The 13,881-nt window shown below is 47.0% G+C and carries 14 protein-coding genes; 3 read left to right on the top strand and 11 right to left on the bottom strand.

Annotated elements, in window-relative coordinates:
- Positions 1-188: 188 nt before the first annotated feature.
- Positions 189-749, bottom strand: a complete 561-nt coding sequence (locus tag WN16_RS15250; RefSeq protein ID WP_001088742.1) for a hypothetical protein — start codon at positions 747-749, stop codon at positions 189-191.
- A 97-nt stretch (positions 750-846) separates the two neighbouring features.
- Between WN16_RS15250 and WN16_RS15245 the strand changes: the two genes are divergently transcribed.
- Positions 847-1,179: a helix-turn-helix transcriptional regulator gene (locus WN16_RS15245; protein ID WP_001446018.1), complete on the top strand. Its 333-nt coding sequence runs from the start codon at positions 847-849 to the stop codon at positions 1,177-1,179.
- 202 nt (positions 1,180-1,381) lie between these two features.
- Here the strand turns inward: WN16_RS15245 and WN16_RS15235 are convergent, their stop codons facing one another.
- The 5 genes from WN16_RS15235 to WN16_RS15210 all read right to left on the bottom strand — a co-directional run bounded on the left by WN16_RS15235 (position 1,382) and on the right by WN16_RS15210 (position 7,881).
- Positions 1,382-1,816, bottom strand: coding sequence for a hypothetical protein (locus WN16_RS15235; RefSeq protein WP_001214166.1), 435 nt, complete (start codon positions 1,814-1,816; stop codon positions 1,382-1,384).
- Positions 1,816-4,182, bottom strand: a complete 2,367-nt coding sequence (locus tag WN16_RS15230; RefSeq protein ID WP_103790817.1) for a hypothetical protein — start codon at positions 4,180-4,182, stop codon at positions 1,816-1,818. Before WN16_RS15230 ends, WN16_RS15235 begins: the two co-directional genes overlap by 1 nt.
- Entirely contained in the window at positions 4,179-5,729 is a 1,551-nt protein-coding gene (locus WN16_RS15225; RefSeq protein WP_103790816.1) for a site-specific integrase, read from the bottom strand. Before WN16_RS15225 ends, WN16_RS15230 begins: the two co-directional genes overlap by 4 nt.
- On the bottom strand, positions 5,713-7,113 hold the full coding sequence (locus tag WN16_RS24445; protein WP_242670819.1) for a site-specific integrase: 1,401 nt from the start codon (positions 7,111-7,113) through the stop codon (positions 5,713-5,715). The genes WN16_RS15225 and WN16_RS24445 overlap by 17 nt, the downstream gene beginning before the upstream one ends.
- A 234-nt stretch (positions 7,114-7,347) precedes the next feature.
- Positions 7,348-7,881 carry a GNAT family N-acetyltransferase gene (locus tag WN16_RS15210; protein ID WP_088169100.1) on the bottom strand — a complete coding sequence of 178 codons (534 nt, stop codon included), beginning with the start codon at positions 7,879-7,881 and terminating at the stop codon, positions 7,348-7,350.
- A gap of 110 nt (positions 7,882-7,991) precedes the next feature.
- Here WN16_RS15210 and tam point away from each other — a divergent pair, with 110 nt between their 5' ends.
- On the top strand, positions 7,992-8,750 hold the full coding sequence (gene tam / locus WN16_RS15205) for a trans-aconitate 2-methyltransferase (RefSeq protein ID WP_044699814.1): 759 nt from the start codon (positions 7,992-7,994) through the stop codon (positions 8,748-8,750).
- A 132-nt stretch (positions 8,751-8,882) separates the two neighbouring features.
- Positions 8,883-9,260: a GFA family protein gene (locus WN16_RS15200; RefSeq protein ID WP_003032441.1), complete on the top strand. Its 378-nt coding sequence runs from the start codon at positions 8,883-8,885 to the stop codon at positions 9,258-9,260.
- Here WN16_RS15200 and WN16_RS15195 read toward each other — a convergent pair.
- The 5 genes from WN16_RS15195 to glsB form a co-directional block, all read right to left on the bottom strand.
- A complete protein-coding gene (locus tag WN16_RS15195) occupies positions 9,257-10,171 on the bottom strand; it encodes a bestrophin family protein (RefSeq protein ID WP_044699817.1) in 915 nt (304 codons plus the stop codon). The two genes, WN16_RS15200 and WN16_RS15195, sit on opposite strands and share 4 nt — an antisense overlap.
- A 215-nt stretch (positions 10,172-10,386) precedes the next feature.
- A complete protein-coding gene (locus WN16_RS15190; RefSeq protein ID WP_044699819.1) occupies positions 10,387-11,838 on the bottom strand; it encodes a tagaturonate reductase in 1,452 nt (483 codons plus the stop codon).
- A 106-nt stretch (positions 11,839-11,944) separates the two neighbouring features.
- Positions 11,945-12,472, bottom strand: coding sequence for a GNAT family N-acetyltransferase (locus WN16_RS15185; protein WP_044699821.1), 528 nt, complete (start codon positions 12,470-12,472; stop codon positions 11,945-11,947).
- 81 nt (positions 12,473-12,553) lie between these two features.
- On the bottom strand, positions 12,554-12,913 hold the full coding sequence (locus WN16_RS15180; protein ID WP_003836300.1) for a DUF4186 domain-containing protein: 360 nt from the start codon (positions 12,911-12,913) through the stop codon (positions 12,554-12,556).
- Entirely contained in the window at positions 12,913-13,839 is a 927-nt protein-coding gene (gene glsB / locus WN16_RS15175; protein WP_003032436.1) for a glutaminase B, read from the bottom strand. The genes WN16_RS15180 and glsB overlap by 1 nt, the downstream gene beginning before the upstream one ends.
- Positions 13,840-13,881 lie beyond the last annotated feature (42 nt).

Genomic DNA, 13,881 nt, shown 5'->3' with positions numbered 1-13,881 from the left:
AGTACTGCTCAAATTTTAAAGGTTGCATCTCGCGCTGGCTGGGATTATATTTATTAAGGACTAGCATATAGTGGTGTACGCTGTTAACCTCATTGTAATGAGGCTTATCAGGGGATGAAGAGAGAGGGCGGACTCTGCTTTGCCCTCTCTCTTTCATGGACTTATTTAACTTTAAATGTTTTTAAAAGTCATTGCCTTATTGCAATAGTTTTATTAAAAATTCCAATTAATGTGTTTATTTTTTCATTTATCTTAATTTGCTTTTTCTCTTGCTCGAGAGAAAGCTTCCTGAATTCATTTTCCCTGCTCGGCACGGCAATTATCAATTCTTCATAAATCTCCTTTGCTCCTGATACTTTTTCCAACTCGCTGCTGTATTTTTCAATAAGAGTTCTTATTTGAATATTTACATTTCTGTATTCATGGCTGGTAGCACTTAAAACAAGTTGACAGGAATTTTTTTTGGGTACCTCAATTAACTCTACGCTTTCCTTTACGACATTGAATTCAGATGTGACTGAGTATACATATTGATACGCGCCTGATTTTCTGACTTTACTCAATAATCCTTTTCTAACTAAACACTGAATTTGGTTATAAGCAAAAGCTTTTGCCTTAAAATAACTTTTCGGAAGTGAAAATCGCTCGATAAGAATTTGAGCCACATCGTTACTGGTGAAGTTATCTTTACCAATATAGATTATTGCAGAAAATATGTACGACTCAGGGTTGGATACTCGACTATTCATATGACTAAAACAAGGCAGTTAACTTAGGATTGCTAAGTATACAACAATGGCAGATACTTAGACAATCTAAGCATTCGAGGCCAATGAAGATGAATCAGTGTCTGAAAAAAATCCGATACCAGAAAGACTTAAGGAAGCGAGATGCAGGGCGGGTTTATCACAGCGCTCATTGGGCCTCCTTGTTGGGTTTGATCCCGCTTCGGCTAGCAGTCGTATGAATCATTATGAGAAAGGGCGCCATGTCCCCGATATTGATACGCTTCGACGGATGGCGGCAGAGTTAAACGTGCCGTTGAACTACTTTTTTTGTGATGATCAGACCACAGCTGAACTTGCATTACTCATATCCCGGATGACAGAGGAAGAGCGAAGTAATCTTATCGAAGCACTCAAAAGGCATCCAGGCGAAAAGCATGCTGACAAAAAATGATATTACATATAAAGCGACTGAACTTTTTGAAGGTAACGAAAGTGTAGCATTACCCTGATGCAATGAACCAAGCAGGGCATTACAGTGGGAGACGCCCTCTCAGATAACAAACTCAAATGAGGGAGCCCAATATATGTTTATCAATACAACCAGCATTCCGCCGACAACCGGGAAGCTGTCGGCTAAATCTTCCATGTCAGAATTATGACGACTTATGTAGTTCCCGAATCACATGGTTGGCCAACAGACTTTCCACCGGTATAATCGAATTGATTTTTACCGCTTTGACAATTTCTATCAACGAAAGGGTATTTTGCGCTAATTGGTCTCGCAATTCACTTACTTCAGCCTGCAACTGCTGGTTTCTGGCCAGTAAGGCCTGACGGGTTTTACGGTTAACGTATTGCTGTTTTTCTTTTGGCCGTAAATTCAATGGACTAAGTTGCTGATCAATATAGGCAGCAATTAGGCGTTTTCGCTCCAGGCTGCTCAGCGTGCTTAAACCACCATTAACGATACCTTTTGCCCTGAGCCGAATATGCAAGGCTTTGGCAGAAATAGGGGACTTGTCAAAGCCTTCAACCAGCATTAGTTGTAATTCGTGTTCGAGTAGTGTGTCCAGTTCCTTGCCGCGCATCAGTCGTTCTCCTTCATCAATTGTTGGTATTCAAGTGCAAAAAGCTGGGCTAGTGTACGGACTTTGCCCTCGGTAATTACTTCACCAGACAGCACATTCTCCGTAGCAACTAGTTGTTGAGTTTTAGCTCGACGCTGCCATTGTGCTTGTATTGCCTTGAGTTGATGTAACCGTTTTTCGATGTCGGCCAGTCTGGTCTGGTAGTCAGGCTGACGTTGTGTAAGTTGTGTTAACTTAGAATATGCTTTCTGTAACGCCTGTTTTTTGGCGATCAGATTGGGTAGCTCATCCATCCGGCCTGTCAGCGTGAAATGTTCACAAAAGGCAGCACTTTGGCATTTCAGTCGATAAGGACATCCCCAGAGGTTAACTTCCCGCATACAAGAGCCAAATTTCAGCGGATACAGCACGGCATGCCTTGCCACCATAGCAGAGGCTTGCTCTGGTCCTTCTGCGGTGCGGATTTCTTCAAAGGCGGCAGCAACATCTTCAAATAGACCCTCAGCAAATGACGCCTCGATGAATCTGGCTACATCATCCCGATCGTCAAAAGTATGCAGGTTGGCTTTGATGGTATTATCCATTGCCATGTGTTCCGTGGCCGCCAGTTGGCCGGTCTGTTTGACGATATCCAGTGGCGTAGCAACGGAGGACGAATAGGGCGTGGCAGTTAGTGCTGTCGATATCGGCTGCAAGGGCATCAACGAGGCTGCTTTTCGCCGTCCTGCAAGCGCCAGATGTTGATAGTGCTGATTCTGCGTGATGTCCACTCGCCCCATCAGCATTGCCTGTAAGTGGTCAGAGATTTCCGCAATGGCAAGAAAGGTATTGATGTTGTGCCGGGGAATGTGGGTACGCATCCGCGTGGAGGTACCATCCTCCTCCAGTAATTGATATTTGCTGAATACTGATCCATCAGGCTCAACGTTGCCTAAAAATTTATTCATAAGTGTGTTAGTGAAGGGTATCGGTGTAGCCAGCAAAGCCAATGTGCGCTTTAATGCCAGCGAACCCTTCTCGTGTAGAAATAGCAGGTCCTCGTAGTTAACTTGGTAGCGTTTGCCATTTTCCATCCAGGCGTGTGTACAGGGTTCGTTGGCATTCGTCAGGCCAAATTCGGTCTTGATGTAATGATTAAGATCAATCTTGGAATAATAGATAGCTTTGCTGTTTTTCGGCCCTGGTATTTCTTGAGCGGGCAGCACACCTCTTTTGCTAAGGGCTTTGGATGTTTTGTCCCGTTGTCCTGCCCGGCCCCGAAAACTTGAGGTAGTTTGGGTGATGTACTTCACCACATCATCCAGTTCGACTTGTTCACCGGGCATGTTGCTGATGGCCTGTGGCAGGTAATCAGCAAAAGATTTTGCCCGTAGATAGGTAAGATGGCTGCGTATTGGTGCGGTCAACATTTTAACGGTACTGAATATACTCTCGACCAGCGGTACTGCCAGCGGTTCTACCCAATGCGTTCGCTCCCCAGCACCTTTGACACCAACATAACGGATACCAAGAAAATAATCGGGTAATCCCTTGTCCTGAAACCGTTTGCAGAGTGCCGGATCATCAATCTGGCGTTTAAACAGGGCATCCTGTCTGAGATTAAACGCTTCAATGGAGCGAAAGCCGGTAATAACCAATAACAACAGGCAATTTAACGCGATTTTCTCAGCATCACTTTCCACCCGCTGGATTAATGCAACTATGTTCAGAAATCCGCGAATGGTAATCAACGCATCTTCACCATCGGTAGTGGTATCAGACAGCTTGGCCTGCTGTTTCAGCGCCATGGTTTCCCGGGCTTTACGAGTGAGGTTTGTTTGATTGGTATATTGCCCATCGGATACATATTGCAATGTCACCAGTGTGAATGACTGGTGATTAACCAGTTTTTGCAGACTGACACAGCGTCCTTTGTAATTGGCGGTATTGGGGTCCCCTAGAGATGAAGCTGCGCTGAGGTTATCCATCGATCGTTGAATTACCCCTGTGGTTAGATACACTGGGTGGGTTTGCCCGGTCACCTCAAATAGTGAGTGGTACCAGCGCTTTAAAATCATGAGTGTTGCCACAGCCACCGCTGGGGATATACTACGATTTCGCCTCCGATACACCAGTACCAGCAGGGCTTTCATAAACCGGGCATAGTCTTCTGCCACGGCATGACGCCCCTCAATACCTTTGGTACGGCCGATTTCATCAAAGCGTAATTTATTTTTGCCATTGCCACGTAACCAACCACTTCCATTGCTACCGCAGACCCAAACAGGATCATCCCATGACTGCTCGAAGTCTGCTGCCAGATGCTGTTCAAACCAGCTTTGTTGCTCGGTGATAAAGGCGTAAAACTGCGCAAAGTGTTTTTTCATCGCACACCGCCTTTTTCCTGATGAAAGCGGCAACGAGCAATCACGGATTGAATTTCAAATTGTGTGGTTTCATGGATTGAAATAAGTGGATTGCGGGCGTTACCAACACTGTCTGAAATGGAAATCAATTCATCGACTTCTTTAACTACACTCTCCAGCACCGCCTGATGGTCACCATCAGTAAAGGGGCGGAAATACAGGCAACCGTAGCAGCAGCGTACTTCACTGAATGGGCATTTGCCATCATCTCTGGAGCAACCGCCAATCCCATCATGCAACTCATCACCGATTATGCCGACCACGCGCTGGTCTTGCCATTTCGTTGAAGAGGTCAGTTCACCAGTCAACATCATAGCCACCATGTTTTGCCATACCGGATTGATACCCAATGCTTTGGCTCGAATCAGTGCCAGTGCAGGCGTCGCCAGAATGTAATACTTGGCAACAGTAAGGGAGCTATGTCCCAGAATATGCGCAATTTCCTCGGCGCTGACCCCTTGCATAGCCAGTGAATGCCCCACGTTGTGGCGCAAGTCGGTCGGGGTAATGGTTGGCAAAGCCGCTTCGCCACGCTTTACGGCTGCCTGATAATCTGGCGGACTGAAACAGAGGAAGGCCTTGTTAATCGCTCTGGACACATTAAACGGTGCAGAGTTACTAAATTCAAATAGCTTGCCATCAGGTTTTAGTTGCGCTCGCTCGATATAGTGCCTAATCAACGCGCCGATTTCAGCTGGAATCGCCAAAAACAGACGTTCAGTCGTTACGTGCCGCTGTTTGGCGTAAGGAAGGAGTAAGCTATATCGTATTAATCCGGTTTCGGAGTTTCGGGTATCAATACGTAAATCTTTTACCGCCAGCTTGGCCAGTTGTACCGGTCGGGCACCGGTGACATACGTCAGTCCCAGAATTACTGCATCTCGCATGGTGTTCAGACTGTAGTTTTCGCCATACCGAATCGCCACAGCCATTTCAAACAAGCCTTTACTGATCATGTTTTTTTCGAGGGGATCCAGAACATGATCAATTTCCTGATAGATTCCCCAGTCATGGGAGAGCGGGCGAGGGATGAATTCGAGGTCTTCATAATCTTCGAGGGTAAAACCAGGGAATGCTTCGGTACAGAGGATTTTTAGGCCGAAAATGATAAAGTAGAAATATTGAGGTTTAATTTCCTGAGTTTCGAGGTAATCTTTCAACACCGTAAAAGTGAAAGCAGATTTGCTTATGCAATGATCAGTTGCCAAAGACCACGCATGGAGTACCCCAGGAACCTGAGCTGGACACTTGGCAGATGCATAATGGAAGCAAATATATTTGATTAATTGGTTGCTGATTTTATCCTGACGAAAGTGGGCATAGCAGCGGCTTCCTGAATAATCGAATACCCAACTGTCACTTGTTGAGCTGATATATTTGTCATCAAAATGATCTGCCGATTTAAGATAAATACTAACTGGTATATTAACCTTTAAAATACTCTCAACAAATACAGGTGTGTAAATGTTGCTGTTCGACGCATTTAACTGTTTATTGATTCGACTCATATGCACTCCATTCATCGCATACATGGGAAAAGGTTGATTTCAGGGCTTCGTTATCAATCACAATTCGCTGAAGATTGGCCGTATTAGCCTGCTGAGATAGAAATCTTTTAGCGTAAAGATCAGGCATATGGCTATTGTGACTCCAACCGCCAAGTAGCCGTAATTCATCCTTGGCTTCATCCATCAATCCAACGATAGAAAAGTCTATGGCTGCCAAGTGTGAGTTGGCCTTAATTTTTTGAAGTTTATCACGATAAATACGTTGAAGTGTTAAATAAGCCCAAGTATGCCGCGTTATATGAGGCGAGATGCTTTCAATGGCATCATAATATTCATCTTTTTTATATTCAGGATACTGCACACTCATAATGTCATCAATACGGGTAAAGATATCATAGACTGCATGGTATGACAGTGGCGGATGTAGTCTTTGGGTGGAAGTGAACAGAAAACTATGGGAGGCTTGAGGGCGGATTTTATGGATATATATATTTAGAAAATGAAAGTCCAGTTTATCTAATGCCAGCACCCGGTTTGCATAAACATTTTTTAATGAAGGCAATCTTTTTCGTTGATCCGAAACGTCGTCATCTACTGTGGTCACAATCAGGCTGAACTGATCCCCTCGGAGATTTGGTTTGATCGAATGACACTCCAAAAGCAGTAATTCACTGACACGCAATCCGTAATTTAAAAGCAATCTGCAAATCAGAAAATTACGTAGCTGGATTTCACCAGCGGGGAAGGGATTGAGTGGGTTTTTCTTTGAAATTGAACCGGGTGTAATGATTAGGTAAAAAGCCATGACCATCTCAGCAGTCAGACTTCGAAAGCGTTTATGGGTCGTGCCATTGTTCATCTGACGAGAATGGGTAAGAGTACGGAATTCTGCCTTATGTATCGATAAACGTCCCGTTAACTGCGTGGCAAGTCGTGTAAGCTCTTTAGGCGTGCCATCTATATATCTCGGCGAGATATACGTGTTAATCAAATATCTGATAAAACGAATAACCGAATGTACATGCCTGATATTTGTACAACGTTGAGGCGTGGTCTGCGTAGTAGACCTTATGGTTAACGCTGGTACATATAAATTCGTATTTTCCAGATAATGAAAAAAGGCTGTAAGTTCATCAATGGCAATCAATGGATTGTGGTTCGAGGAATAGAAACTGAAGCAAAAAGTCACACCATGTTTCTGGTGCCAGAATTCATAGAAAAACTTGAGCGCTTGAAGTGAAGCGGATTGCGTGGCTGATGAACGCAAAGCAAGATGGTCGATAAGATATATTAACGGATATAAAAGCGGCTGGCGCGTGTGAGTATCCATCAGTGCCCATAAACGCTGCCGTTGGTTGATATTGAGTTGTGTAAGTATGAACACGCGGCACTTAACCTTATCAATGGTGTGGATATGAACAAAGTAACCGACAAACATAACGTCCTGCAAGAAGAAGATAGAGGGGTAGGTAAGTGTATGATTAATCGTATCCTGTGGCCGGTTATGAACTAAATGACCGACGGACTAAATTTAACATAATATACATTATGCGCACTAAGATGGAGTAAGAAAGAACCTGAGTTTTTTTGGTCGTCCTTGTGCAGCTGAAACATAGTGTTAAACGGCGCTGCTGCGTATCAGACGATACAGGACATGTTGTGCTAATCGATGATCTGGCGGCAACGCGGGATGCACAAACTCTTCTGCTTTACTCATGCCAAGGCGTATCATCAGGTTCTCAGACGGTTTGTTCAGCACCGAAGTAAAAGAAACCACCTCAGTTAACGCCAGTTCCTCGAAAGCAAAAGTCAGGCAGGCTTCGGCAGCTTCCAATGCTAACCCCTGATGCCAGAATGATTTCGCAAGACGCCAGCCTATTTCAGTACAGGGTGAAAAATGAAACTTATCAGGTTGTGGATGTAAACCTACGCAGCCCACAAACTGGTGTGTTTCTTGTAGTTCAACGGCCCAAAATCCCCAGCCGCGCTCTGTAATGCCTTCCTGGAGTCTTGCGGCAAGATTGTCGCTTTCCGTCCGTAGCAATGGAGCCGGAAAAAAACGCATCACATCGGAATCGGTATTTAACGCGGCGAATGGAGCTCTGTCTTTCGCTTCCCACTGACGGAGAATCAGTCTCGATGTTTCCAGCATAAATCTGCCCTTATCATTCATTTTCATATAATCTTCTAAAAGAAGCTGCTCATCGGCAAGGACTAATGAACCCCCTTTCCGCCTTTTCTTCTTATACTGGAGATTCATACATGGCCGACTGGAACCCTTCGCTTTATCTGCAATATGAAACTGAACGTTCAAGACCCGCAGCGGAATTACTCAGCCGTGTGGCGTTAGAAAATGTCCGCTCAGTTGTTGATCTTGGTTGTGGCCCTGGAAACAGTACGGCATTGCTGCATCAGCGCTGGCCCACGGCAAAGACAACAGGAGTCGATTCCTCTCCTGCTATGCTGAATGAAGCGCGCAACACGTTACCTGACTGTCATTTTATCGAAGCGGATATTAGCCTGTTTCACCCCGAGCACCCCGTGGATCTGCTTTATGCCAATGCATCGTTACAGTGGGTACCCGATCACTATGAATTATTCCCGCACCTGGTCTCACAACTGAGTCACAATGGCGTTCTGGCCGCGCAAATGCCGGATAACTGGCTGGAGCCAACGCATGTATTGATGCGCGAAGTGGCTTATGAACAAGATTACCCAGACCGTGGCCGTGCTCCGCTTCCTGGTGTTCACGCCTACTATGATATTTTGACCGAAGCGGGTTGTGATGTAGATATCTGGCGTACAACGTATTATCACATTATGGATTCGCATCAGGCAATTATCGACTGGGTAAGCTCGACGGGCCTGCGCCCCTGGTTGCAGGATTTGAGCGAAAGCGAGCAACGTCATTACCTGGCGCGCTACCATGAACTGCTCCAGGAACAATATCCGTTGCAGGAGAACGGCAAAATTTTACTGGCATTTCCACGATTATTTATTGTTGCCAGACGCAATAGTTAAGCGTTTATCATCTGGCAGATCACAGGAATAAACTATCAGCCATGCGTACCCTCGCCTTTTTATCATTAGGATCTAGTGGCTATGTCTGGCTTCTGCTAGTGTCTTGCAACATGTTTCTGACGGGGGGTTGTTATGTCTAAAGTCTACATTGGTGGGTGTCTGTGTGGCTCGATCCGTTTCACAGCCAGCAGTCCTAATAATTCCCATACCTGCTCCTGCGATATATGCCGGAAACATACGGGCGCCCCTACCGTCGTCTGGATTGAGTTTGATGCAGAAAATGTAGAATGGACGGGAAAAGCCGGAAAACCGACAACCTGGCGCTCATCAGAAACGACCAGTCGGGCCTTTTGTCCTCAGTGCGGCAGTTCCGTGGGCGCTATCGATGACGCCCCGGTCATTGCGCTTTTAGCCGGTGCTTTTGACGATCCTAACGATGAAGACCTTGCACCGGAGTTTCATTCGTTTTCCGATATGCAGCCCGCGTGGTGGCAAAACGAACGTCGCTAAGTGAGTTGATAGTGCTTATCCGGCATATGTTTTGCTGGCACATTTGTTTCATCATTCATTTGCAGTAAATCGATTTCGATTGCATTGCAAATCGCATCCAGCGGCAGGTCATTGTTCTCAGTACCAAACGGATCTTCAAGCTCTTCTGCAAGCGTGTCGAGCGAAATAAAAGTATAGGAAATAAGCACTGAAATAAACGGTGTCATGTAGTGCAGATCGACCACCAATGCAAATGGCAACATGATACAAAACAGGTACACAGTACGATGAAGGATCAAGGTATAAGCAAACGGCACCGGGGTATTAGCAATCCGCTCACAACCGGCCAGTACTGCAGACATATCATTTAACCTATTGTTTAAACTGTGAAATAATATGTCAGACAGTTGACCATTACGTCTGCGTACGGCCAACCACTCGCCCATCAGCAACAAGATGCGGTTTGCCGGTGATTGTGAGGCAAATACCGTCTGCATATCTTTCTCGTTCAGGTACTTCGCTAACGGCTCTGCCTGAGGCTGTCGGCGTAAAGTCATGCGTAAACAGTGGGCAAATGCGATTTGCAGATGAACAAAATACCTCAGATCAGCGTCGTCCGGTAAGGTGGTTTTAACCTCTCGCAGTAATGAGCGGGAAGTTATCATCAACTGCCCCCACAGGTGTCGGGCTTCAACGTAACGTGAGTAGCAGGCGTTATTGCGAAAACCTAAAAAGATCGCTATCGCCACGCCGAGAATGCTGAACGGCGCAAGGGTAAACTTAATGCCCAGCATCGTATACCAGGGCAACATGATAATAACGGCGATGGAAAGCAGGAAGTTCAGCAGCAGACGTGAAAAAATCTTGGATAATACGGAACCGTGCCAGACGAATATCAGGCGCATCCAGTGTTGTTGGGGACGAACGATCATGGTTATCTTCGGGAAAATGTGAAATCCGTCACATTAGACGCGATAGCGATCAATGTTGCAAGTTAATCGCAACATTATCCAAACAACTTTTGCCCTGCTCAAAACGAAGCCGCACGGAAGTCACAGACTGGGTTTATGACATAAATAACACAGTATGTTGTAACTAACTTATATCCAGAAAAAACCCGGCCTGAGCCGGGTTGTCGGTAGTCGTCTTAGCACAGTGGCTTAACGGCTTCCCGCATACCTTTTGCCAGAATGGTATCCAGATCGGTAGAAACCTGTACCACCAGTCCAGAAACTTGTGTCAGGTCTTGCTCCCAGTGTTCTTTAACACCCAGTACAGATTTGACCAACGCTTCGGTGCTTATCTGGCGATCGCGATGTTGGCTCCACAGTTGTTGGAAACGTTCAATCCAGTGCGCATCATCCTGGACCGGATAAGACTCACCGTTACGCTCCCCGCGGTAGAACGCAATCAACGCCGCCAGCGCAAACGTCAGACGTGCGGGCAATTGACCGCTGGCCTGTTGCCCGGCCAGCAGTTGCGGCAATATGCGGGTACGGAATTTAGTCATGCCGTTCAGGGCAATCGACAACAACTGATGCTTGATGTACGGGTTGCAGAAACGCCCCGTCACCGCACTGGCAAAGGACGCCAGCTCATCGCGCGGTAAATCCAGTACCGGAATGATTTCTTCATAAATAGCTTTTTCAACGAAGGCGCAAATTTCTGCGTCATTCATCGCCTCGCCCACGGTGTCCAACCCTGCCTGCCAGGCAACAGGAACCAGCGCAGTGTGAGCACCGTTGAGAATCGCCACTTTGCGCTCTTTGTACGGTTTGATGTCATCCACAATCAGGACATTCAGCGGATACTTATCCAGACGTAGTTCTGCGGCTAATGACTTCGGTCCCTGAATAACAAACAGATAGAAGTGTTCTGCCGTGTCGAGGAAAGCATCATGATAGCCCAGTTCAGCTTCGAGCTTAGCTACCTCATCACGCGGATAGCCGGTAACAATACGGTCCACCAGCGTAGAGCAAAATGCATTGGCCTGATCCAGCCACTGAATAAACGATTCCGGCAGCATCCATTCCTGAGCGTAGCGCAGAACCAGTTCACGCAGCGCATCACCGTTATAATCAATCAGTTCGCAAGGGATGATAATCCAGCCTTTATCCAATGCGCCGTTAAAATAGCTGAAGCGTTCGAACAGCAGACGCGTCAGTTTAGCCGGATAACTTACCGCTGGCGCGTCGTCAAACTTATCGCCCGCGTGGTAACTGATGCCTGCTTCCGTGGTGTTAGAGAACACAAAACGCATGTCAGGATTATGTGCCAGCTTCAGGAACTCATCGTATTCGCTATAAACGCTGATTTCACGGTTAACTGAACGAATTAGACGAGCATCGCTGACAGCCTCGCCCTTCTCATTCAAACCACGAATGATAGTAGTATAGAGGCCATCCTGCGTACTCAGCGATGGCGGGAAGGTACTTTCGATAGGACGAACAATGACCACACCAGCGTTCAGATCGGTATGTTCGTTCAGCAGATCAACCTGCCAGTCTACAAAGGCGCGCAGGAAGTTTCCTTCACCAAACTGAATAATGCGTTCAGGATACTGAGCACCGGGGAAATCGCGACGATTTAGTGTTTGCACAATGGGTTCCCTTTATGATTAGTCATACAACCTGATTGAATTGGTCCAATAGGTTAGCAAACTTTAATACATTGAAACCCTGTTTTGATCAATCCCCGGCGACAAATTAGAGCGTTTTATAGAAAAGTGTGGTCCCGGTCAGCGTCCCATCGGGCATTTGGGCATAGTCAGGTATCACCCCTACCTTTTTCCACCCGCAATTGTGGTAGAACAACTCCGCGCCACTGCCCGTCGCCGTATCAAGTACCAGCAGTGTTTTACCTTGTTGACGCGCGTAACTTTCCAGTTCGGTCATCAATTCACGAGCCAGGCCACCGCGTCGCGCTGAGGGGTGAACCAGCAGTTTGGCAACATCAGCACGATGAGGTTGATTTTCAGGTTGATCGATAATGAGTTGGACGGTACCGACAAGCCTCCCCTGCGCGTTCTGCGTACCAAGAACGATCCGTTCTCCGCGAGAAACACTTTGCGCGACGTTCATCCAGAAAGGCTCTGATTTTTCGCGATTAAAGGGCAGAATAAAACTGATGGAGGCGCCGTCATTGACGCACCGTTCAAGAACATCGCTGAGCTCGTCGATTCGCGACAGAATCTGTGCCGCGCTCAGCACAAAGCAGGGTTTACCGGAAGCCATGGTTTCTCCTTAGATTGACCCCCTTCATACTACTTTTAACAATTACACAACACTAGGGGTCATATCATAGGATAATGTTATCTATGGCTTGTTCATCTGAAGCACTAACCAGTGATAAATAACCGTGACAACGTAACGTTTTTGTTCATCGTTTAGCGCTACGCCCTGAGGTATATCATGCCATTTCGCCAGACACCCTCGACAGCACGTTGCCGTAGCATGTTGAGCGATAAATACCGGGTGACCACGCATGGGAGTCTGTTTACCATCATTGGCGGGAAACGCAGGTGCCAGTCGTTTAGCAATAAAATCCGCAGCATGTTGTTCGATAACCGGCGCCCCTTTATCCAGACAATACTGCCTTTCTTTCTGACCAAGACGAAACCGCGAGCGAAACGTTGATTTCGCCAGCCGGGCAAAAAGAGGATCGAGCGTATTCATCAGTAAACCGAGCGCCCCAGCTGTTGTGTTAATTGCTCCAGCACGGCGATACCGGCCAGTGAATTTCCCGCCGGGTCCAGTTCCGGACTCCAGACAGCAATCGCCATCTCGTGAGGCACGATCGCCACGATGCCGCCACCCACACCAGATTTCGCCGGAAGCCCGACCCGCCAGGCAAACTCCCCTGCGTTCTGATACATGCCGCTGGTCGCCATTAGCGCATTGATCTGCCTGGCCTGCATCGGCGTCACCACGGGTTCCGCAAGATGAAAGGCATGCCCTTGATTTGCCAAAAAGACAAAAGTTCGCGCCAACTCCACACAGCTCATTTTCAGCGCGCAGTAGTGAAAGTAATTTTGCAAAACGGTGGTCACGTCATGGTGAAAATTGCCGAAGGATTTCATCAGCCAGGCAATTGCGGCATTACGCGCCGAGTGTTCAAACTCTGATCGCGCGACCGTCGCATCATAAGCGATATCCGAAACACCGCTTAACGCCCGTACCACTTCCAGCATCCGTTGACGCGGTGCGCTTAGACGCCCTTGCAACATATCGCAAACCACCAGCGCCCCGGCGTTAATAAAGGGATTGCGAGGAATACCCTGCTCCATTTCCAGCTGCACCAGGGAGTTAAAAGGATGCCCAGAAGGATCTTTACCGACACGCTGCCAAATCTCCTCTTCCTGATAGTGACGCATTGCCACGACCAGGCTGAGCACCTTTGAAATCGACTGAATAGAAAAACGTTCCTGCGCATCTCCCGCCTGATAGTGCTGTCCATCAACGGTACAGATAGCAATACCTAGTTTTGAACCGTCGACAGAAGCTAATGCCGGAATATAATCAGCGACTTTACCCTGACCAATCAGCGGACGAACCTGCTGCACAATGGTCTCTAAAATTGAATTGTCCATGGCCCTGGCCACAACATGCTCCTTGCTCGCAGGTATGAAAGGCCTGCGAGTATA

Origin of the sequence: Citrobacter sp. ABFQG (assembly GCF_004322975.1) — a bacterium.
Taxonomy (GTDB): domain Bacteria; phylum Pseudomonadota; class Gammaproteobacteria; order Enterobacterales; family Enterobacteriaceae; genus Citrobacter; species Citrobacter freundii.
This window is presented reverse-complemented; position numbering and strand designations above follow the sequence as displayed.

Coding starts and splice junctions, on each gene's coding strand:
- WN16_RS15250 (WP_001088742.1), bottom strand. CDS start 749: ATGAATAGTCGAGTATCCAACCCTGAGTCGTACATATTTTCTGCAATA.
- WN16_RS15235 (WP_001214166.1), bottom strand. CDS start 1,816: ATGCGCGGCAAGGAACTGGACACACTACTCGAACACGAATTACAACTA.
- WN16_RS15230 (WP_103790817.1), bottom strand. CDS start 4,182: ATGAAAAAACACTTTGCGCAGTTTTACGCCTTTATCACCGAGCAACAA.
- WN16_RS15225 (WP_103790816.1), bottom strand. CDS start 5,729: ATGAGTCGAATCAATAAACAGTTAAATGCGTCGAACAGCAACATTTAC.
- WN16_RS15210 (WP_088169100.1), bottom strand. CDS start 7,881: ATGCTGGAAACATCGAGACTGATTCTCCGTCAGTGGGAAGCGAAAGAC.
- tam (WP_044699814.1), top strand. CDS start 7,992: ATGGCCGACTGGAACCCTTCGCTTTATCTGCAATATGAAACTGAACGT.
- WN16_RS15200 (WP_003032441.1), top strand. CDS start 8,883: ATGTCTAAAGTCTACATTGGTGGGTGTCTGTGTGGCTCGATCCGTTTC.
- WN16_RS15195 (WP_044699817.1), bottom strand. CDS start 10,171: ATGATCGTTCGTCCCCAACAACACTGGATGCGCCTGATATTCGTCTGG.
- WN16_RS15185 (WP_044699821.1), bottom strand. CDS start 12,472: ATGGCTTCCGGTAAACCCTGCTTTGTGCTGAGCGCGGCACAGATTCTG.
- WN16_RS15180 (WP_003836300.1), bottom strand. CDS start 12,913: ATGAATACGCTCGATCCTCTTTTTGCCCGGCTGGCGAAATCAACGTTT.